Origin of the sequence: Streptomyces panaciradicis (assembly GCF_023516615.1) — a bacterium.
Taxonomy (GTDB): domain Bacteria; phylum Actinomycetota; class Actinomycetes; order Streptomycetales; family Streptomycetaceae; genus Streptomyces; species Streptomyces panaciradicis.
In genome coordinates, this window is the sequence record NZ_JAMGBF010000049.1 from 19,794 (window position 1) to 39,633 (window position 19,840).

The window sequence follows — 19,840 nt, forward strand, 5'->3', positions numbered from 1 at the left end:
GTGGAACTCGCCTTCACGGGCCGGGTGATCGAGTGGCGCGGTCCGGCGCCGTACTACTTCGTGTCCCTGCCCGACGAGGAGTCCGCCGACGTCCGCGAGGTGGCCGCCTCCGCCACGTACGGCTGGGGTGTCGTGCCGGTCGAGGCCCGGGTCGGCGAAGTCGCCTTCACCACCTCGCTGTTCCCCAAGGACGGCGGCTATCTGCTGCCTCTGAAGAACGCCGTGCGGGTGCCGCAGGGCATGGCGGCGGGGGACGAGGTGACGGTGCGGATGACCGTCCGCCTCTGAATCCCGCCGTCCCCCTATTCTTCGATCATGGCCGATACCGAAATGATGCGGCTGGCCGAGATGCCGCTGCACGACCCGTTCGTCGTCGCCGACGACGACACCCGCACCTATCACCTGTACACCTCCAACGACCCGTCGGTGTCCGGTGTGGAGGGCGTCGGCACGATGGTCCACCGCAGCCGCGACCTGCGGGACTGGACGCGTCCCACGGTGGTGTTCCTGGCCCCCGACCGGACGCGGGCGTGGGCGGCCGACGGCGGTTGGGCGCCGGAGGTGCACGCATGGGGCGGCCGTTACTACCTGTTCACGACCCTGCACGACGAGAGCAGGCCGCTCCCTGTGCCGCCTCCGGGCCGCTACGGCACGCCGTTCCCCCTGCCGAACCATCGGCGTGGCACGGTCACCGCCGTGTCCGACTCGCTGCTCGGGCCGTTCACGCTCGTCGACGCCTCCCGCCCCACACCGCCCGAGCACCTCATGACCCTCGACGGGACGCTGTACGTCGACCCCTCCGGGCAGCCCTGGATGGTGTACGCCCACGAGTGGCTGCAGACCGTCGACGGCACGATGGAGGCGATCCGGCTCGCCCCGGACCTGACGCGGACCGTCGGCGACCCGGTCTTCCTCTTCAAGGGCTCGGACGCGTCCTGGCTCGGGGAGCAGATCCCCGCCGGCGTCCCGCACCAGCTGCCGCCGTACATCACGGACGGCCCGCAGCTGCACCGCACGCCGGAGGGCGCCCTGCTGATGCTGTGGTCGACGTACGAGAAGGACCGGGCCGGAGACGACGGCGGTCTCAGCGGCGGATACGTGCAGACCTACGCCGTCTCCCGCTCCGGTGAGCTGCGGGGCCCGTGGGAGCAGCGGCGGCCCCTGGTCCGCGACGACAGCGGCCACGGCATGCTGTTCCGCACCTTCGAGGGCCGGTTGATGATGATCCTGCACCGCCCGTTCGAGAACGCCCGGGGCAAGCTGTACGAAATGGAGCTGCGCGGCGACGAGTTGCGGGTGCTGCGGCAGCGCACGGACCTCGACGGCGGCGGCTGAGCCGTCAGTCCCCACGCCCCGGGAGCGGCGCCCTGCCGTCGAGGCGGAGGAGTACGGCGGTGTCGGGGCGCGGCAGGCAGACGGTGAGCCGTCCGTGGGCGGCGTCCCAGGCGGCGGTCGCGTCGGCGGTGGCCGGGTAGAGGACGGTGGGGGTGACGCGGGCGCCCCGGAGGTGGTCGAGGGCAACGGTGCGCGTGCTGTCGCCGGCGTCGTCACCGGGGGCCGCGGCCCGCCGCCACAGCGTGAGCCAGTCGGCGTCGGTCCCGCGGCGGCCGAAGGCGATCCAGGAGTCCTCCCACCCGGGCAGGCCGAGCGGCCAGTAGGGCAGGCTGTCCGGGATCTGCCGGCGGAGCTCCTTGTAGACGGACAGGCCGGTGCGGACCAGGTCGAACCGGTCCGGGTCCATGCGGTCGAGGAACCCGGACAGGTGGATGCGTCCGGTCATCGCGCCGGTGAGGGTGAAGGCGATCAGGTCCGGGGTGAAGTGCGGCTGGGGGTAGGCCCATACGGCCGCCTGCTCGGGCGTCACCGCGGTGGCGGCCGCGGCCGCGATGGGCGGGCAGCGCAGCGGGTCCTGCTGGTCGCTGGTGGACTGCAGCTGGGTGACGGCGAGTTGGGCGTAGTCCATGCGCAGTCCGCCCGAGCCGCAGTTCTCCAGGACGAGACCGGGATACCGGTCGAGAACGGCGTTCAGCCAGTCCAGGTGGGCGCGATGGTGCCCGAGCAGTCCCGCGCCGGCGCTCTCCCCGCCGTTCTCGGTACCCGGGCCGGGGTTGATGTTGTAGTCGAGCTTCAGATAGCCCACTCCCCACTCCCCCACGATCCGGTCGACGACCCTGTCGAGGTGGGCGCGGGCGGCCGGGTGGCGCAGATCCAGGTGGTGGCGGCCGTGCTCGGTGACGCGTACGCCGCCTCGGCGGAAGAACGCCTCGGGCGGCAGGGTGCGCGCCAACGGACTGCGGACGCCCACCACTTCGGGCTCGAGCCACAGACCCGGCGTCATCCCGTGCTCCCTGACGGCGTCCAGCACCCGCCGGATGCCGCCGGGGAAGCGCCGGTCGGAGGGCTCCCAGGCGCCGACGGCGTCCCACCAGCCCTCGGCGTCGTCGTCGTACCAGCCGGCGTCGACGACGAAGACCTCGGCGCCGGCGGCGGCCGCCGCCTCGATGAGCGGCAGGAGCTTGTCGGTGGTGGGGTCGCCCATCAGGGTGTTCATGTAGTCGTTGTAGATCACCGGGAGGGCCGTGTGGTCCGGGTGGCCGCGGCGCATCCTGCGGCGGCAGTCGGTGAGCTGCCCGAAGGCCGCGTCCAGGCCGCCTGTCCGGGCGCCGGCGAGGGTCGCCGGGACGGTGCTGAACCCCTCGCCGGGCGCGAGGGTCCGGCGCCACTGGTGGTGGGCGTCGTCGGGGCCGAACAGGGCGACGTAGGCGGCGCCTTCGCGTTCGCCGGTCTCGTAGCGCCAGCCGGCGCTGGACTCGATCTGCCACAGCCACGCGCGTCCCGCCTGCTCGGTGAGCGCGGCGACCGGGAGATGCCGGCCCGTGGACCAGCCGCCCTGCGAGAAGCGCTCGAAGCAGCCGCGTCCTTCGTGGCCGTGCGCGGAACGGCTGAGCCGGACGACCTGGTCGCGGAACGGGCTCCGCCGCCAACGGCACTCGGCGAGCCAGTCGTTGTCCGCCCAGTGCAGCGTGAGGCCGCCGAGGGCGCCGTCGGCGAGACCGCCGAGCGCGAGGCTCGACACGCTCTCGAGCAGGAGCGGGACGCCGCCTTCGTTGACCAGGCGCACCTGCGAGCGGAGGAAACCGGCGCCGGGGCAGGTCCGCAGAGCCACCTCGGCGACGAGGCCGGTGACCGGATCGTCGAGCGCGATCGTCGTGCACCGCCACTCCCCGTCCCGGACCGTCTCGTGGGCCCGGTAGGCGAGGCGCTCGCCGATCGAGGTGTCGATGAACCGTTCCCCCGACCAGGTGCGCCCGTGGCCGGTGGCGGTGACCTCCACCAGCGGCAGCAGCGTGTCCCAGTGCCGCCCCGGCGGCCCCAGCCTGACCGACCCGCCGGGACCGGCGACGGCATGCAGCCCGAGAACCTCCTGGGACCAGAGAACCGACCCCTCCGCTGCTTCGGCGGCACTGGTCAACGCGGTCTCCCTACGGTGGCGGGCGGGCTTCGGCAGATCTTTCCCAGGCCGGTCCCGCCTACTCCGCCCGCCGCATCCCGTACAATTACCCCCGGGGGTATACGAGAGGAAAGGGATCATGGAGTTCGAGCCGACGGACGCGGAGCTGCGCGCGGTGCTGAACCGGCTGCGGCGGGCCCAGGGGCAGATCTCCGGAGTGATCCGGATGATCGAGGAGGGACGGGACTGCGAGGACGTCGTCACACAGTTGTCGGCGGCGTCGCGGGCCCTCGACCGCGCGGGCTTCGCGATCATCGCGAGCGGTCTGCAGCAGTGCCTCGTGGACGGCGAGAGCGCGACGGACCCCGCCGAGAGCCAGGAGCGCACCCGTGCCCGCCTGGAGAAGCTCTTCCTCTCGCTCGCCTGATCACCATCGACCACCCCGAAGGAGAAACACCTCATGTGCCGACAAGCGGTCTGCCGAAAGTGCAAGGGCATCACGTACCGGGGCTGCGGCATGCACGTCGACCAGGTACTCGCCGGAGTGCCGCGCTCCCAGCGCTGCACCTGCTCCGAGGAGGAGGCTCCGGCCGGGGGACTGCTCAAGCGCCTGTTCGGCGGACGTTCCTGAGCGGGCGCACAAAGAAGGGCCCGGCCGGCTCTCGCCCGCGAAGACCCTTCGCACCGTCGGGACTGTTCACATAAGCCCTGAGCGGCGTAAAACTGATCGTTCTTCAGTGATTGAGCCGCACCCCCGATCAAACGATCGGCAACCGGACGAGCAGACCACGGTGATGCTGCGGCAGCATCCGACGGCGATCACGGCGTATCACTGACACACTCAAGTACATCTCCGGATTTTGTCCCTCGGCCGGCGTGTGCGCTGGCTACAGTTCACTGATATGACGCCTCGCGGTACGCACCACGCACAGGTCTCATCGGCGCAGCTACCGGGGCCATGGACTGGGCGGCTGCCGATCGCGCGGGACATTACGCACGACGCGGTGGTCGTGGTGCCGGGGATCATGGGCAGTGCGTTGCGCGAGACCGCTGGGGACCGGCGGCTGCTCTGGGGACTCCAGGATCCACGCCTCCTGGTGTCGGCGTGGCGGGGGCGCGGTGAAGGGCTGCGGCAGCTCCATCTTGATGACAACGAACGCGCCGGAAGCTACGGCCGTATCGAGCCCGCCGGGCTACTACGTTTCCCGAGCTGGGCGCCGTTTCTGCACGGACTGGAACCTTACGGCCCGCTGGTGAAGGCCGTACGGGACACAGTGGCCGATCCGACCGCTGTGCTGGAATTCGCCTACGACTGGAGGCTTCCCGTCGAATACAACGGGGCTCTGCTGGCCGACACCGCGCACCGCCACCTGGCCGCCTGGCGGAGCAGTGCGGCGGGCAGGACGCACCCCGGCGAACGGGACCCTCGCCTGGTGTTCGTCGCCCACTCCATGGGCGGTCTGGTCACCCGTGCCGCGTTCGCTCGCTCTGTGGATCTGGCCGCCGAGACTCGCTGTGTGGTGACCCTTGGGACTCCTTTCCTCGGCTCGGTCAAGGCCGCCGTCATCCTGGGCGGCAATCGCTCCGACTCGCTGTCTGCCCTGCCCAGGGAACGGATGCAAGCTTTGGCGGCGACCCTTCCGGGCGTGCACGATCTGCTGCCGGACTACCGGTGCACGGACGTCGGCGGTGACGTTCTGCGGCTCACCCCGTCCGACATCGCCGCATTCGGCGGCGACAAAGAGTTGGCCGAGAAGGCACAGGAGTTTCGGCGACGTATGCGCGCACCGGGTACGCCCGCCTTGCCCGGGCACCGAGCGGTCGTGGGCGTCGCCCAGCCCACAGCTCAGAGCCTGCGGCTGGAGAACGGGGTGGTGCACGAGCAGTACGTGTCGTTCGAGAGCGACGGCGAGGGCGAGTTGGCACGCGAGCCGGCAACGGGTGTTCCCCTCCGCCGGGACCGAGCGGGCGACGGCACTGTCTGTCGCGACGCCGCAACGCTCCCCGGCACTGCGGCCGCGACATGGCTGCCGTTGCAGCACGGCGCCCTGGCCAAGGACGGCGTCGCCCTCGCCTTTGTGCGTGCCGTCCTCACCGAGCGCGACAAGGACCGAGGGCCCGCTCTCGGCGTCGGCGGCCTCGGCCTGAACCTGCCCGACTACGTGGACGCGGGGACACCCTGGCTGGCGCGTCTGGTACCGGCACCCGGCGAGCAACTGGACAGTCACGCCGGGATCGCGTGCTCGGTTCACGACGCCGAGACTGATCGACGCATCGGTACTGGGCGCCTGGGGTGGCACGACGGCAACGTCGCGGCCTCCATCACCCTGCCCGCCCCGGGCCTGTACCGGGTCCGCGTCACCACCGAGGGGACCTCACCCCTGACCCAGCTCGTCCTCGCCTTCGATCCTACGGATGCGATCTGAGACCCGCGGACGCCATGGCAGCAGAGGACTCTCAGGACGACGCCGACCGGAACGACGGCAGGCCACTGCAGTTCTTCCCCGTCGACATCGGCCGCTACGACAATCACCCTCCCCTACCGACGGAGCCAGAGGTCGAGGCGGTTGCCGCTCTGCTCACGCCTTTCGGTGCCCAGACCAACACCTGGCACGCCCCGCAGGAGGGCCGGGGGCCCGACGCTGTGAACGAGCGTCTGGCCGCGTGGTCCGGCGGGCGCACCGGCTGCGACACAGTCCTGTACTGGGTGGGGCATGGCGCCAGCGACGGCGCCTTCCACGCGCTGCTCGCTCATGCGAGGAGCCCCCGACCGCTCGACGCGAACGGCATCTCCCATCTTGAGTTGCTGCAGCACCTCAAGAAGCGCCAGGCGCGGCAGCAAGCAGGTTGGGCAGCGGTCATCGTCGATGCCTGTAAGTCGCGTCGCTTCATCGAGTTGATGAATAGCCAGGCCACCTTGGATCCGGATGTCAGCGACTTCATCCTCGTGGCCAGTTCGCACGACGGCAGCGCAAACCTCGGCACCTTCCGAGAAGTCCTCGACCGCTTGCTGACTGTGACCTTCCGCACCCACAACACAATCGGTCTCTACGCGCTGGCCGAGCAGATCAACAGCGCCATGGGTGACACTGTCGCTTTCGTCCGCACGCACAGCCAGGCGGCGCTCCGCCGGACCCTCCCTACCGTGGCGGGCCGGATGCAGGCGCCCCTCGACACTGAGGCGGAGATCGAAGACGCTCTTGACGCACTCACCGCCGACGAGCGCCGCCACTTCGTCGAGAAGGCCGCGGGTGGCGAACTAGGCGAGCAGGCATGGTACTTCGAGGGCCGGGAGACCGAACGCTACGACGTCCTGTCCTGGCTCGCCAGCACCCGGGAAGGTCTGCTGACCGTGACTGGGCCAGCTGGCTCGGGCAAGTCGGCACTCCTCGGGCACGTATTGATCCACACCCGTCCCGAGCTCGCGGACACCCTCTCGCGTGCCGGGCACCTCGCAGACCTTCCCCCGGGGACACCCCGCGCCCCTTACGCATTCGACTTGGCCGTCCATCTCAGCGGTGTCACGCCTCAAGCGCTCCTCGACCGCATCGTCGACGCGGTGGAGCTCGACCCGCTGCCCTCCGGCCACCCCCTCGACTCCCAGGTGGCGCGGCTCACCGGACGGCTGGCGGACCGGCGTCTCAGGCCGGCTCCGGGCGGGGGTGGCGCCAGGACGTTCACCCTGCTCGCGGACGCCCTCGACGAGGCGTATCTGCCTCTGGTGATAGCTGAGGAGGTGCTACGGCCACTCGCCCGCACACCAGGCGTGCGGGTCGTCGTAGGGACCCGTCGCTCCACACGAGAGGGCCCGGACCTGCCTGTCCCCGACGACGAGAACATTCTCGACGCCCTCAGGGTGTCGGAGGGGTGCGACCACGCGTGTGACAAGGTGCTCGTGGTACGGCACGACCGCGAAGCCACGATCCGCTATGTGCGCCGCCGTCTACGTACTGCGCACGCTCGAGGTGTTCTGACGGCCAGCCAGGAGGAAATCGAGCGCACAGTCCACGCACTGGGCCGCAGTGAGCGCGAGTTCCTCTTCGCCCGTCTCGCCGTGCACGAGATCCTCCATACCCCCGCCCTCGCAGTCGACCCGACGCCACTCCTCGGGACCGACCACCGAGGGCTGTTCGCCCGCGCGGTGCAGCGCCTCACTGGCGTCAACCCGGTTCACCGTTATCTGCTGGAGGCTCTGGCACTCTCGCAGGGGCACGGGCTGCCCGACCGGGACGACATCTGGTCGATCACGGCTACTGCCCTCATGCCTCCGGGCGGCGCGCTGCCCATCACCGGCGAGGACATCATCCGCCTTCTGGACGGTGGCGCCCCGTACCTCATGGCTGCCACAGATTCTGGCCAGACAGTGTACCGGTTGGCACATCGCGCCTTCATCGAGCACTTCGCACGCCCGGTCCACCGGACGGACAGCGAGCGCCACCGACGTATCACCGCTTCGCTAGCCCGCAGGGGCGACGCCCAACTGCCCGACGAAGAACCGAATCCGTACATCCGTCGCCACCTGGCTGATCACGCGGCTCTTGGCGGCGCCGCGGGCTGGAGGGTCCTCGCCGATCGGCCGCGGCTGCTGGACCGGCTCGACGCCACGGCCGTGCGCGGCAGCGCCGACCACAACAGCTTCGGCCGCTTCGCCCTGCCGGCCGCCGTCGTCGGCGTGGTCGCGGCGCATGACCGGCTAGCTGTCGCATCGGACGGTGACCGGCGCGGATTACGCGAGCTGGCCACAGCACGCTCCACCGACCAGAGCACTCCGCCTCCCCAGACACCCGACCCACGATCCGCGTGGTCCTTGGCCTGGGCCCGGTTCCAGCGCCGCCCGCTCCACCTTCCTCTGCAGGGCCATCAGGGCGAGGTGGTGGCCGTCACAGCTTTCGCAGCATCGGAAGGGAGCACCCACCTCGCCTCCGCCAGCGACGACGGCACAGTACGGCTGTGGAATCCGGCCACGGCCGACCAGACGACGGCTTCCCTCGACAGTGGCACTGGCCCCGTGCGCGCCGTGACCGCCTATACCGCACCAGGCGGACGCACACTTCTCGCCACCGGCACCGACGCTGGGACGGTGCACCTCTGGAATCCGGTCACGGCCGAAGAGACGGTGGTCTCACCCCTCAGAGGCCACGACGGCCCCGTACAGAGCCTCGCCGTCTTCACCGGACACGACGGACGCACGCTTCTCGCCACAGCCGGCGACGACTGCACCATCCGCATCTGGGACCCCGCCACGGGGCAGGAGACCGCACCTCCGCTTACCGGGCACACCGGCGCAGTCCAAGCCATCCATGCCTTCACCGCGTCCGATGGACGCGTTCTGCTCGCCAGCGGTGGCGACGACGAGACCCTTCGTGTGTGGGACCCAGCCACCGGACACCAAACAATCGGCACCCTAAAAGGACACACCGGTGCCATCCAATCAGTGGTGGCCTTCACCACAGTCGATGGACGCACCCTGCTCGCCAGCTGCAGCGACGACCGGACCATTCGCATCTGGGACCCGGCAACCGGACGCCAGACCGTGCCACCGCTACAAGGACACACCGACTGGATCGGCGAGCTGACCGCGTTCCGCGGGCCCGACGGATCCCCGCTGCTGGCCAGTTGCAGCGATGACGAGACGATCCGGCTCTGGGATCCCGCAACCGGACAGCAGACCGCGCCACCGATATACGGCCACTCCTACAAGAAATGGATCGGAGCGATCACCTCGTTCACGGGTCCCGACGGACGAGCCCTCCTCGCCACCGGCAGCAACGATCGCACAGTCCGCATCTGGGACCCGGCCACGAGCCGGCAAGCCTCGCCGACCTTGCGCAGCCACGCCCAAGAAGTGGGCGCTGTGGCGGCATTTACCGGGCCCGCTGGCCACACGCTTCTCGCCACCGGTGGGGACGACGACACGATCCGGGTGTGGGACGCGGCCACCGGGACGGAGATCGGCTCCCCTCTGCGCGGACGCGGAAGCAGCGTGGAAGCGTTGGCGCCGTTCACCGGGCCGAACGAGGAGACGCTTCTGGCCGTCTGTGACAGCGACATGTCTGTGGGGATCTGGAATCTGGCCACCGGCAGGCGCAGGACGCCCTCGCTCAGGGGCCATACCAGTGCGGTACGAGCCGTGACGGCGTTCAAGCCCCCGGGTGGGCGGACGCTCCTGGCGACCGGCAGCGACGACTACACCGCGCGTGTCTGGGATCCCGCCACAGGACAGCAGCTCACCGATCCCCTGTCGGGACACACCACCGCCGTGCGAGTCGTCCGGTTCTTCACCGCAGTGGACGGACACACCCTGCTCGCGACCGGCGCCAACGACGGCACCGTGCGTATCTGGGACACCGCCACCGGGCGGGAGGGTCAGGCCCCGCTGTTGGGTCACAGGGGTCCGGTACGAGCGATGACGGCAGTCCATTCACCGGAGGGGCGCGTATTGCTCGTTACGGGCAGCGAGGACAGCACCGTGCGCGTTTGGGACCAGGCAGCCGGACGGTTGCACGCGACACTGCTCCCTGGCCACACAGGCGCCGTCCAAGCGATCACAACCGTCACGGGGCCGTGCGGAGGCGACCTTCTCGCCACCGGAGGCACCGACCGCACCATCCGACTCTGGGACACAGCGACCTGGACCGAGCAACAAGTTGTCTCCGTGGACCTAGTGGTTCACGGCCTCGCGGCAGTGGGTCACAGCCTGGCTCTCGCCACAGAGCAGGGCGTTGCTGTCATTCGCATCCATCCGTAACGGGGGCCCGTCGACGGACGATCGCAGTGGCCGCGACTTGGATCCCATGTCGTTCACGGACGAGGCGTTGGAGGCTGCCGAGATTCTTCTGCCTGCAGCTCCCCGTGCGCACAAAGCATCGTGAACGAGCTGCCCCGGCGCTCTGACGAGACCAGCCAGCCGGCCTTGGACTCCACTGCACTGTCTGAGACTGGTCGCCGAAGCTCATGGAGCTGCCGTCACGCCGCCATCAAGTCGCACATGAACGCATCCAGCGGGCCTGCCGTTTGGCAAGCCCGCTGGTCACAACCGTCGGGACGACAGGATTTGAACCTGCGACCCCTTGACCCCCAGTCAAGTGCGCTACCAAGCTGCGCCACGTCCCGGTGCCCGTCTGACCTGGGGTTTCCCCCGGCCGAACACGCAGGGAAACCATACCGCACTCGGGTCCATGGTCGCGCACGGCTTTTCGCGGGCCCCGCGCCCGACCACGGGTCCCGCCGCCCGGCCCCCGCGCCCCGCCGGTCAGTCCGCGGACGGCGTCCCCAACTCCGGGTAGGCGTCCAGCAGTCGGGTCGGAGCCGCCTGGCGCCAGGAGTCGGCGAGTATGTCGCGCAGCTCGTCCTCGTCCTCGACGGCCGTGAGGCGGGCCCTGACCCAGGCGAACTGCGCCTCGTGGTCGGCGATCCAGAACTTCTCCGGTTCGGCGAGGACCAGCTCCTCGCGCTCCTCCTTCGGACAGCGCACGGCGATGGAGGTCTCGTCCTCGGGCAGCGTGGCGAACATCTTCCCCGCGACCCTGAAGGTGGGCATGCTCCAGGCGATCTTCTCCGTCGTGTCCGGCAGGGCGAGGCAGATTCGGCGTACGTCTTCGGCATCCGGCATGCACCGCACGTTAGCCCCCGCCACTGACAATCACCTGGTGGGAGCCTCGGCGCCGGTCTCGCGGCCAAGGGGCTTGCAGTAGATCGACGTCGGCCTCAGCACGCCGTCCGGGGCCGCCGCGTAGTCGGGGATCACCCCGATCCGGCTCCACCCGGCCGTCCGGTACAGCCGCTCGGCGGGGCTGTCCGTCTCGGTGTCCAGGTGCAGCAGGGTGATCCCGGTCGCGGCGGCCGCCTCCTCCGCCGTGGTCAGGAGCAGCCGGCCGAGTCCCTTGCCGCGGGCGTCCCGGTGCACCATCAGCTTCACCAGCTCGGCCCGATGGCGGCTGTTGGGCTTGTCCGGGAAGGCCAGACTCACCGTGCCGACCGGCCGCCCACCGTCGTAGGCCACCCATACCGCGAGCGAGCCCGCCGCGGTGCCGGCGGCCCGCTCCCGCCACCAGGCGAGGGCCTCCGCCCGGTCGATCGGCGCGAGGAAGCCGACCGAGGCGCCGCCCTCGACGGTGTCGACCAGCAGGTCGGCCAGGCCGTCCGCGCTCGCGAGCAGTCCGGCGCGGTCCACGCGTCGGACGATCACGGCAGCACCACCGCCAGCACGTAGCGCGCGTCCGCCCGGCCCGCGCACCGGAAGCGCGTCGGTCCCCACACCCGCAGCCGCAGGCAGTCGCCCGCGGCGAGGTGATGCTCCGTCTCCCGCTCCGTCACGTCGAGCGCTCCTTCCAGGACCCAGATGTGCTGTTCCAGGCCGGGTACGGGCGGCCGGTCGTAGGCGATGTCGGCTCCCGCGGCGAGCCGTCCCTCCACGAGTTCGCCGCGCAGTCCGGGGTGCGGGGGCGAGACGGATCGTCGTACGAAGCCGGAGGCGCGGTCCTGCCACACCGGCTGCTCGGCGGCCGGCACCAGCGCCGCCGGCTCCGCCTCCACCTCGGCGAGCAGCCGGGACATGGGGCGGCCGTAGACGCCGCAGAGGCGGTTGAGGAGGGCCGCGGTGGGGCTGATCTCCGCCCGCTCGGCGCGGGAGAGGGTGGACTTGCTGATGCCGCTGCGTTCCGCCAGCTCGCCGAGCGACCAGCCGTGTTCGGCGCGCAGTTCCGCGAGGCGGGCGGCGAGCCGGGCGTCGACGGGGTCCGGGGCCGGGGCGTCCCCGGCACGTTCATCGCGTTTCACATCGGGGACGCTATCCCGGATATGAAACATCCAGGTTACGGAGTCTTCACTCCGGCCGCCTCGCGCAGCGCCTCCAGCACCGGGCGGATCAGGGGGTGCTCCTCGGCCCCGCGCCGTACGGCCGCGAAGACCCGGCGGGTGGGCGCGACACCGTCGACGGGCCGTACGACCACGCCGGTGAGGTCCATCCCGCTCAGCGCCGACCGCGGGACGAGCGCCACGCCGGCGTCGGCCGAGGCGAGGGCGACGACGGCGCGGAAGTCGTCCGAGGAGTGCTCCAGGCGCGGCTGGAACCCGGCGCTCTCGCAGGCGAGCACGACCACGTCGTGGCACGGGTTGCCGGGGTACGGGCCGATCCAGGCGTCCTTGGCCAGGTCGGCGAGCGGGATCTCGGCGGCCTCGGCCAGCCGGTGCCGCACGGGCACGACCGCGTCGAACGGCTCGGCGTACAGCGACACATGGCTCAGGCGCGGGTCGTCGGCGGGCGGGGCGCCCCGGTACTCGACGGCGACGGCCACGTCGACCTGCCGGTCCAGCACCATCGGCAGGCTGGCGTCGCCCTCGGCGTCCTGGACGCGGATCCGGATGCCGGGCGCCGACCCGGCGAGGCGCGCCACCGCGGGGGCGACGACCTGGGCGATGCCGGTGGCGAAGGCGGCGACGGTGACGGTGCCGGCGGCCCCCGATCCGTACGCGGCGAGTTCGGCCTCCGCCCGCTCCAGCTGGGCGAGGACCGCGTTGGTGTGGCTGAGCAGGATCTCGCCGGCCGGGGTCAGCCGTACGCCCTTGGCGCCGCGCTCGACCAGGCGGTGGCCCGTCTCCTGCTCCAGGGCGGTCAGCTGCTGGGAGACGGCCGAGGGGGTCAGGTACAGCGCGGCGGCAGCCGCCGTCACCGTGCGGTGGTCGGCCACCGCACGGAGGATGTGGAGCCGCCGCGCTTCGATCATGGAACCGATTGTCTCAAACGCACCCCTTCACCGGTCCCGGCGCCCGGGCCCCGGCATCAGCGCTGCTCGGCCTCCAGCTGCGTCCGCGCGGCCACGAACGCCTCCACGGCCCGGTTCACGTCCTCGGTCGAGTGCGCGGCGGACAGCTGGACGCGGATGCGGGCCTGGCCCTGCGGCACCACCGGGTAGGAGAAGCCGATGACGTACACGCCCCGCTCCAGCAGCAGCTCGGCCAGCCGGCCGGCCTTCGCGGCGTCGCCGATCATCACCGGGGCGATGGCGTGGTCGCCGGGGAGGACCTCGAAGCCCGCCTCGGTCATCCGGCGGCGGAACAGGGCGGTGTTCTCGGCCAGCCGGACGCGCAGGTCGTCCGCCGACTCCAGCAGGTCGAGGACCTTCAGGGAGGCGGCAGCGATCACCGGGGCGAGCGTGTTGGAGAAGAGGTAGGGGCGCGAGCGCTGGCGCAGCAGGGCGACGATCTCGGCGCGGGCCGCGACGTAGCCGCCGGAGGCGCCGCCGAGGGCCTTGCCGAGGGTGCCGGTGATGATGTCCACGCGGTCCATGACGCCGTGCAGTTCGGGGGTGCCGCGGCCGCCGGGGCCGACGAAGCCGACGGCGTGCGAGTCGTCGACCATGACCATGGCGTCGTGGCGGTCGGCGAGGTCGCAGATCTCGCGCAGCGGCGCGACGTAGCCGTCCATGGAGAACACGCCGTCGGTGACGATCAGCTTCCGCCGCGCGCCGCCTTCGGAGGCCTCCTTCAACTGCCGCTCCAGATCGGCCATGTCACGGTTGGTGTAACGGAAGCGGCGCGCCTTGGACAGCCGGATGCCGTCGATGATGGAGGCGTGGTTGAGGGCGTCGGAGATCACCGCGTCCTCCGGGCCCAGCAGGGTCTCGAAGACACCGCCGTTGGCGTCGAAGCAGGAGGAGTACAGGATCGTGTCCTCCTGGCCGAGGAACGCCGACAGGCGCGCCTCGAGCTGCTTGTGCACCTCCTGCGTCCCGCAGATGAACCGCACGGACGCCATGCCGTAGCCCCAGCGGTCGAGGGCCTCGTGGGCGGCGGCGACCACCTCGGGGTGGTCGGCCAGGCCGAGGTAGTTGTTGGCACAGAAGTTCAGGACCTCACCGGGGCGTCCGCCCGCGGTGACGTTGACGGTCGCGGACTGCGGGGTGCCGATCACGCGCTCGGGCTTGTGCAGGCCGGCGGCGCGGATCTCGTCGAGAGTGGCGCGCAGGTCGTCGCGCACGGAGTCGAACATCATCAGTCCCTAAAGTAAGTCAGAGGGTCCAGTCGAGGATGACCTTGCCGCCGCGGCCGCTCGCCGCGTCGGCGAACGCCGCCTCGAAGTCGCGGTAGCCGTACCGGCCGGTGATCACGGGCGACAGGTCGAGGCCGCCTTCGAGCAGCACCGACATCGCGTACCAGGTCTCGAACATCTCCCGGCCGTAGATGCCCTTGACGGTGATCATCGAGGTGACGATCCGGGCCCAGTCGACCGCGAACTCCTCGGCGGGCAGGCCGAGCATGGCGATACGGCCGCCGTGCGTCATGTTGGCGATCATGTCGCGCATGGCCTCGGGCCGGCCGGACATCTCCAGGCCGATGTCGAAACCCTCGCGCAGCCCCAGCTCCCGCTGTCCGTCGGCGATTCCGACCTGCGAGACGTTCAGCGCGAGGCTGACGCCGATCTTGCGGGCCAGCTCCAGGCGTTCCTCGCTGACGTCGGTGATCACGACGTTGCGGGCGCCGGCGTGCCGGGCCACCGCGGCGGCCATCAGGCCGATCGGCCCGGCACCGGTGATGAGCACGTCCTCACCGACGAGCGGGAAGGACAGTGCGGTGTGCACGGCGTTGCCGAACGGGTCGAAGATGGCCGCGACGTCGAGGTCCACCGGCACCCGGTGCACCCACACGTTGGCGGCGGGCAGGGCGACGTACTCGGCGAAGGCCCCGTCCCGGCCGACGCCGAGCCCGACCGTGGCCCGGCACAGGTGGCGGCGGCCGGCGAGGCAGTTGCGGCACTTGCCGCACACCAGATGGCCCTCCCCGCTGACCCGGTCGCCGGCCTTGATGTCCACGACGTCCCGCCCGGTCTCGACGACCTCGCCGACGAACTCGTGCCCGAGCACGAGCGGGGTGCGGATGGTCTGCCGCGCCCAGCCGTCCCAGGAGCGGATGTGCAGGTCGGTGCCGCAGATGCCGGTGCGCTGCACCTTGATCAGTACGTCGCCGGGCCCGACCGCGGGCTCCGGGACGTCCGCGAGCCACAGCCCGGGTTCCGCCTTCTCCTTGACCAGCGCCTTCAACGCTACGGCTCCTGACGGTGAGACCCCGGGCGCGGGCATGCCGAGGAAGCCCGCATCCGGGGAAGGGGGTGGGATCGCGTAGCAATCTGCCGTACGGTCCCTCCCCCGGTCCATCGAGAGTTTCTTAACCCGCGCCGCAGATCCGCTTCACGCCCGGCGGATCCGCTTCACGCCTGGGAGACCTGGTAGTGGGCGATGGACCACGCGTCGCCCTCCCGGGTCACCAGGACCGAGAGCTTGACGTCCAGGGCGGGCCGGTCCGTGAAGGAGAACTCCACGGCCAGGTAGCCGAGGACGAGTCCGTCGGCGGGCCGCCGGGTCTCCAGGACGCGGTACGCGGCCTTCATGCCGAGCGGCTGGGAGTCGTAGTACGCGGCGACGCCCTGCCGTCCGACGCTGTAGGGGTGGAGCCCCTGGAAGATCGCGTCCTCGGTGAAGACCGCGGCGACGTCTTCGGGGCGGTGTTCGTCGACCGCGGCCTTCCACCGGTCCAGGACGCCGCGCAGGACGGTCTCGTCGTCTGTCGTGCTGGTCATGGCTGCTCCTCGATGGGTGTCAGTGGCCGGCGCTCATGCCGCCGTCGACGTGCAGGATCTCGCCGGTGACGAACGGCGCCGTCTCCAGGAAGAGCACCGCGTCGACGATGTCGCCCACTTCACCCATGCGGCCGACGGGGTGCAGGGCGGCGAGGAAGTCGTGGGTCTCGGCCGGGTGCATGGGGGTCTTGATGGTGCCGGGCGAGACCGCGTTGACCCGGATGCCGCGGGTGGCGTACTCGATGGCGAGGGACTTGGTCGCGGACTGCAGGCCGCCCTTGGTCAGCGAGGCGAGCACCGAGGGGACCCGGGAGTCGGCGGCGTCGACCAGGCTCGTGGTGACGCTGACGATGTGGCCGCCGCCCTGGGCGAGCAGGTGCGGGACGGCCTGCTGGGTGAGGTGGAAGAAGCCGGCGACGTTGATGCCGGTCACGGCCGCGTAGTCCTCGGCCGTGTAGTCGGTGAACGGCTTGGCGACGAACACGCCCGCGTTGTTGACCACGGCGTCGATCCGGCCGAACCGCTCGACGGCGGCTGCGACGACGCGCTCGGCGGTGGCCGGGTCGGCGATGTCGCCCTGGACGGTGACGACGCCGGCGTCGTCGACGGGGGCGATGGTGCGCGAGGTGGCGACGACGGCGTACCCCAGCTTGCGGTAGCCCTCGACGAGGGCGGCGCCGATGCCCTGCGAGGCGCCGGTGACGATCGCGACCTTCTGGTTCTGCGTGCTCATGGTGACCTTCTCCGAAGTGATGACCGGCCACTAGCCGACCGGTCGACTATGTGGAAGGTAGGCCGGGCCGCACGGCGGCGGAAGGACCGGTTCCCTCCCGTGTGGGAGGCGCGGACTCCCAGCGCTGGTCAGCCCGGGAGCGCGTACGGGTCGTCGGCGGGCAGCCAGGCGTCCGGGGCGTGGATCCCGAGGTCGCCGACGTCCTCGCACAGGGCGTCCACGGTGGCGAGGACGGCGGCGCGGTCCTCGTTCTCGCGCCACACGAGCGACCAGGTCCAGTACACCTTCGGGGCGACGATCTCGCGGCGGACCAGGTCGGAGGGGACCGGGTCGCCCTGTCCCTTGGGGGAGTTGAGCACCGGGCGGGTGCAGCGGCGGACGTGGTCGAAGAAGGCGGGGCCGGTGACGGCCCCGTCGGAGATCCGCACCGGACGGGCCCCGGTGCGCAGGGCGATCTCCTCGGCGTAGACGTTCCAGGACTGCCAGGAGGTGATGTCGTCGTCGATGAGGACGTCGGTCTCCCCCGCGGCGACCTCGCCGGCGTCGGTGCCCTTGGCGACGGCGTAGAGCCGGTCGGCGCCGATCAGCCGGGCCCGCAGCCCCAGCCGCTTCAGGTCCTCGTTGCGCACCCAGCACACGGCGAGGTCCAGGCTGCCGTCGGCGACCCGGGCGGCCTGGGTGTGGGAGGGGGCGACCCAGGCGTCGACCCGGACCTGGGCGACCGACGCCGTGCGCGAACTCAGCTCCGGGGGGAGCCAGTTGACATAGCCGAGCCGTACCGGCCGGGATCCGGACAGCCGGCCGGCCCGGCGCTTCAGATCGTCCGCCCGCTCCAGCAGGTCTCGGGTGTGCGGGAGCAGGTCGGCGCCGGCCGCCGTGAGGGAGACGGAGCGGCGGTCCCGGTCGAAGAGCCGTACTCCGAGGTCGCGTTCGAGGGCCTTGATCTGCTGGGAGAGCGAGGGGCCCGCGATGAGCAGCCGCTCGGCGGCACGGCCGAAGTTCAGCTCCTCGGCGACCACGACGAAGTACCGCAGCTGGCGCAGTTCCACGCGCGCCATGCTACGCGCGGCTGGTAGGCCCGGCCTATCAGCAGCGAGGAAGCCGGTCGTGGCACCCGTGCCGGGGCGAGCGCACGATGGGCTCACCGACGAGCACGAACGGAGTGCGTCATGCGAGAGTTCCTGGTCGAGATCACCACCACCGTCCCCGAGGGCACCGGTCAGGACGAGGTCGACCGGCGCCGGGCCGCCGAGGCCGTCCGCGCCCGGGAACTGGCCGCCGCCGGCCATCTGGCCCGGCTGTGGCGGCCGGTGGGCGAGATGCGCAGCATCGGCGTCTGGCTGGCCGGCGACGAGGAGGAACTGCACGAGAAGGTGCTCGGCACCCTGCCGCTGAGCCCGTGGATGACCTTCACGGTCACCCCGCTTCAGCCGCACCCGAACGATCCGGGCCGATGAGGCGCTCCTCCCCCTGGACCCATGTCGCCCGGGCCGCCGCCGCGCTCGCGGCGGGCATGGGCGTCGGCCGCTTCGTCTACACCCCGATCCTGCCCCTGATGCACACCGGGGCGGGCCTGTCCGCCGGTGCCGGGGCGAACCTGGCCACCGCCAACTACGTCGGCTACCTGGCCGGAGCGCTCGCGGGCATCCTGGCCCCCGCGCTGACCCGCTCGCGCGCCGTGCTGCGCGGATCGCTGGTGCTGCTGACGGGGACGCTCGCGGCGATGCCGTTCACGCACAGCACCGCCGTCTGGGCCGTGCTGCGGCTGGCTGCCGGGGCGGCCAGCGCCCTGGTGTTCGTCGTGGCGGCCGGATCCCTGCTGCACCACCTGCGCGACCACCCGCCGCACCTGTCCGGCTGGGCGTTCGGCGGCGTGGGCGGCGGGATCGCCCTGTCCGGCCTGCTGGTGCTGGTCCTGCGGTCCTTCGGCGACTGGCGTACGGCCTGGTGGGCGGCGGCCGCGCTGACCGCGCTGCTCACCGCCGCCTGCTGGAACCTGCGGCCGGAGGCGGCGCCCGCCGCCCGGGTGGACGCGAGCGGCGCGCGGCCCCGTACCCACCGCTGGTTCGGCGCGCTGTTCGTCAGCTACACCCTGGAGGGCGTCGGCTACATCGTCGCCGGGACCTTCCTGGTCGCGGCGATCGGGCAGGGCTCCCCCGGCTGGATCGGCAGCGGCGCCTGGGTGCTCGTCGGGCTGGCCGCCGTACCGTCCTCGGCATTGTGGGCGCGGCTGGGGCGCCGCTGGTCGCGTCCCGGGCTGCTCACGACGGCGCTCGTGGTGCAGGCGGCCGGCATCGCCCTGCCCGCCCTGGCCGGCGCGACGGCGGCCGCCCTCGGCTCGGCGGTGCTGTTCGGCGCCACGTTCATCGGCGTCAGCACGCTCGCCCTCGCCACCGGGGCCCACCTGCGCTTCCCGCGCTCGGTCGCCCTGCTGACCGCCGGGTACTCCGTCGGACAGATCCTCGGCCCCCTGGCGGTGACGCCGCTGCTGCACCACGGATACCGGCAGGCGCTGCTCCTGGCCGCTCTGGTCGTCCTCGCCGCGGCCGCGGCCGCCGCCGTGCTGCGCGTCGGCTTCCCGCACCACATGGTCGTAACGCGACGCACGGAGCCCGGAAGGCGGCGACAATCGAGCGAGGAAGCGGGCGCGCTCGCCCCGCACTCGGCCGACTGACGTGGAGCCGCACATGACCACCGCACGGGACCTCGCGATCGTCGCCCTGGACGTGGCGGCCGGCACGCCGGTGGAACAGGGCGACCTGTCGCTCGCGCTCGCGGCCGCCGAGGTGTTCGATCTCGTCGGGGCGAAGGCCCTCGTCCTGGACGGCGACCGTATCCTGCCCAGCGCCCAGTCCCCCACGGGCGACCGCCTGCTGGACGAGGCCGCCGCCGCGCTCGTACGGCAGGAGCCCTACGAGTCGGTCGAGGACTGGCTGTGGCGCCGGGGCCGCGGGCTGTCCGCCGCCTACCTCGACGACCTGGAGCGGGTGGGGCTGACGGCCCGCCCGCGGGGCCGCCGCATTCCGCTGCGGACCGGGCGGTCGGTGCTGGTCGACTCGGCGGCCCGGCGCGCGGCCGAGGA

Annotated in this window: 19 protein-coding genes and 1 tRNA gene; 9 read left to right on the forward strand and 11 right to left on the reverse strand. The window is 71.6% G+C overall.

Translation table 11 applies throughout. The features are described 5' to 3' along the window. Both M8J74_RS18675 and M8J74_RS18680 read left to right on the forward strand, forming a co-directional pair. Window positions 1–288: a DUF1905 domain-containing protein gene (locus tag M8J74_RS18675; protein ID WP_249837523.1), complete on the forward strand. Its 288-nt coding sequence runs from the start codon at window positions 1–3 to the stop codon at window positions 286–288. Window positions 289–315: 27 nt separating this feature from the next. Next, window positions 316–1,335, forward strand: coding sequence for a glycoside hydrolase family 43 protein (locus tag M8J74_RS18680; protein WP_249837524.1), 1,020 nt, complete (start codon window positions 316–318; stop codon window positions 1,333–1,335). A 4-nt stretch (window positions 1,336–1,339) separates the two neighbouring features. Here the strand turns inward: M8J74_RS18680 and M8J74_RS18685 are convergent, their stop codons facing one another. Beyond that, entirely contained in the window at window positions 1,340–3,472 is a 2,133-nt protein-coding gene (locus M8J74_RS18685; protein ID WP_308406066.1) for a glycoside hydrolase family 36 protein, read from the reverse strand. 118 nt (window positions 3,473–3,590) lie between these two features. Here M8J74_RS18685 and M8J74_RS18690 point away from each other — a divergent pair, with 118 nt between their 5' ends. The 4 genes from M8J74_RS18690 to M8J74_RS18705 all read left to right on the forward strand — a co-directional run bounded on the left by M8J74_RS18690 (window position 3,591) and on the right by M8J74_RS18705 (window position 10,199). Next, window positions 3,591–3,878, forward strand: a complete 288-nt coding sequence (locus M8J74_RS18690; protein ID WP_249837525.1) for a metal-sensitive transcriptional regulator — start codon at window positions 3,591–3,593, stop codon at window positions 3,876–3,878. 33 nt (window positions 3,879–3,911) lie between these two features. Next, entirely contained in the window at window positions 3,912–4,082 is a 171-nt protein-coding gene (locus M8J74_RS18695; protein ID WP_249837526.1) for a DUF8730 family Cys-rich protein, read from the forward strand. A gap of 373 nt (window positions 4,083–4,455) precedes the next feature. Then, window positions 4,456–5,877, forward strand: coding sequence for an esterase/lipase family protein (locus tag M8J74_RS18700; RefSeq protein WP_249837527.1), 1,422 nt, complete (start codon window positions 4,456–4,458; stop codon window positions 5,875–5,877). Window positions 5,878–5,891: 14 nt separating this feature from the next. Next, window positions 5,892–10,199 carry a hypothetical protein gene (locus M8J74_RS18705; protein ID WP_249837528.1) on the forward strand — a complete coding sequence of 1,436 codons (4,308 nt, stop codon included), beginning with the start codon at window positions 5,892–5,894 and terminating at the stop codon, window positions 10,197–10,199. Window positions 10,200–10,490: 291 nt separating this feature from the next. Here M8J74_RS18705 and M8J74_RS18710 read toward each other — a convergent pair. The 10 genes from M8J74_RS18710 to M8J74_RS18755 all read right to left on the reverse strand — a co-directional run bounded on the left by M8J74_RS18710 (window position 10,491) and on the right by M8J74_RS18755 (window position 17,816). Then, window positions 10,491–10,564 (reverse strand) — tRNA-Pro (locus M8J74_RS18710). Between the two features lie 139 nt (window positions 10,565–10,703). After that, a complete protein-coding gene (locus M8J74_RS18715; RefSeq protein WP_249837529.1) occupies window positions 10,704–11,063 on the reverse strand; it encodes an MmcQ/YjbR family DNA-binding protein in 360 nt (119 codons plus the stop codon). Between the two features lie 30 nt (window positions 11,064–11,093). Then, on the reverse strand, window positions 11,094–11,639 hold the full coding sequence (locus tag M8J74_RS18720; protein ID WP_249837530.1) for a GNAT family N-acetyltransferase: 546 nt from the start codon (window positions 11,637–11,639) through the stop codon (window positions 11,094–11,096). Further along, window positions 11,636–12,259, reverse strand: coding sequence for a helix-turn-helix domain-containing protein (locus M8J74_RS18725; protein ID WP_283948303.1), 624 nt, complete (start codon window positions 12,257–12,259; stop codon window positions 11,636–11,638). Before M8J74_RS18725 ends, M8J74_RS18720 begins: the two co-directional genes overlap by 4 nt. Window positions 12,260–12,264: 5 nt before the next feature. Next, window positions 12,265–13,176 (reverse strand): LysR family transcriptional regulator, encoded by a 912-nt coding sequence (locus M8J74_RS18730; protein ID WP_249837532.1) that lies wholly within the window; start codon window positions 13,174–13,176, stop codon window positions 12,265–12,267. A 56-nt stretch (window positions 13,177–13,232) separates the two neighbouring features. Then, window positions 13,233–14,441 carry a glycine C-acetyltransferase gene (locus tag M8J74_RS18735; protein WP_249837541.1) on the reverse strand — a complete coding sequence of 403 codons (1,209 nt, stop codon included), beginning with the start codon at window positions 14,439–14,441 and terminating at the stop codon, window positions 13,233–13,235. A gap of 19 nt (window positions 14,442–14,460) precedes the next feature. Beyond that, on the reverse strand, window positions 14,461–15,489 hold the full coding sequence (gene tdh / locus M8J74_RS18740; protein WP_249837533.1) for an L-threonine 3-dehydrogenase: 1,029 nt from the start codon (window positions 15,487–15,489) through the stop codon (window positions 14,461–14,463). A 167-nt stretch (window positions 15,490–15,656) separates the two neighbouring features. Then, a complete protein-coding gene (locus M8J74_RS18745; protein WP_249837534.1) occupies window positions 15,657–16,025 on the reverse strand; it encodes a YybH family protein in 369 nt (122 codons plus the stop codon). A 19-nt stretch (window positions 16,026–16,044) separates the two neighbouring features. Next, a complete protein-coding gene (locus M8J74_RS18750) occupies window positions 16,045–16,758 on the reverse strand; it encodes an SDR family NAD(P)-dependent oxidoreductase (RefSeq protein WP_249837535.1) in 714 nt (237 codons plus the stop codon). Window positions 16,759–16,886: 128 nt separating this feature from the next. Beyond that, window positions 16,887–17,816 carry a LysR family transcriptional regulator gene (locus tag M8J74_RS18755; protein ID WP_283948304.1) on the reverse strand — a complete coding sequence of 310 codons (930 nt, stop codon included), beginning with the start codon at window positions 17,814–17,816 and terminating at the stop codon, window positions 16,887–16,889. 111 nt (window positions 17,817–17,927) lie between these two features. Here M8J74_RS18755 and M8J74_RS18760 point away from each other — a divergent pair, with 111 nt between their 5' ends. The 3 genes from M8J74_RS18760 to M8J74_RS18770 all read left to right on the forward strand — a co-directional run. Further along, complete coding sequence (locus M8J74_RS18760; RefSeq protein WP_058921819.1) at window positions 17,928–18,215, forward strand: muconolactone Delta-isomerase family protein; 288 nt, start codon at window positions 17,928–17,930, stop codon at window positions 18,213–18,215. Then, complete coding sequence (locus M8J74_RS18765) at window positions 18,212–19,432, forward strand: YbfB/YjiJ family MFS transporter (protein ID WP_249837537.1); 1,221 nt, start codon at window positions 18,212–18,214, stop codon at window positions 19,430–19,432. The genes M8J74_RS18760 and M8J74_RS18765 overlap by 4 nt, the downstream gene beginning before the upstream one ends. 13 nt (window positions 19,433–19,445) lie before the next feature. Beyond that, window positions 19,446–19,840, forward strand: a 395-nt coding sequence (locus M8J74_RS18770; RefSeq protein WP_249837538.1) for a GPP34 family phosphoprotein, incomplete at its 3' end; no start/stop codon positions are given.

Bases quoted from the DNA above. Each gene is read 5' to 3' on its own strand.
- M8J74_RS18680 (WP_249837524.1), top strand. From the start codon at position 316: ATGGCCGATACCGAAATGATGCGGCTGGCCGAGATGCCGCTGCACGAC.
- M8J74_RS18690 (WP_249837525.1), top strand. From the start codon at position 3,591: ATGGAGTTCGAGCCGACGGACGCGGAGCTGCGCGCGGTGCTGAACCGG.
- M8J74_RS18695 (WP_249837526.1), top strand. From the start codon at position 3,912: ATGTGCCGACAAGCGGTCTGCCGAAAGTGCAAGGGCATCACGTACCGG.
- M8J74_RS18705 (WP_249837528.1), top strand. From the start codon at position 5,892: ATGGCAGCAGAGGACTCTCAGGACGACGCCGACCGGAACGACGGCAGG.
- M8J74_RS18715 (WP_249837529.1), bottom strand. From the start codon at position 11,063: ATGCCGGATGCCGAAGACGTACGCCGAATCTGCCTCGCCCTGCCGGAC.
- M8J74_RS18725 (WP_283948303.1), bottom strand. From the start codon at position 12,259: ATGTTTCATATCCGGGATAGCGTCCCCGATGTGAAACGCGATGAACGT.
- M8J74_RS18730 (WP_249837532.1), bottom strand. From the start codon at position 13,176: ATGATCGAAGCGCGGCGGCTCCACATCCTCCGTGCGGTGGCCGACCAC.
- M8J74_RS18735 (WP_249837541.1), bottom strand. From the start codon at position 14,441: ATGTTCGACTCCGTGCGCGACGACCTGCGCGCCACTCTCGACGAGATC.
- M8J74_RS18745 (WP_249837534.1), bottom strand. From the start codon at position 16,025: ATGACCAGCACGACAGACGACGAGACCGTCCTGCGCGGCGTCCTGGAC.
- M8J74_RS18750 (WP_249837535.1), bottom strand. From the start codon at position 16,758: ATGAGCACGCAGAACCAGAAGGTCGCGATCGTCACCGGCGCCTCGCAG.
- M8J74_RS18755 (WP_283948304.1), bottom strand. From the start codon at position 17,816: ATGGCGCGCGTGGAACTGCGCCAGCTGCGGTACTTCGTCGTGGTCGCC.
- M8J74_RS18760 (WP_058921819.1), top strand. From the start codon at position 17,928: ATGCGAGAGTTCCTGGTCGAGATCACCACCACCGTCCCCGAGGGCACC.
- M8J74_RS18765 (WP_249837537.1), top strand. From the start codon at position 18,212: ATGAGGCGCTCCTCCCCCTGGACCCATGTCGCCCGGGCCGCCGCCGCG.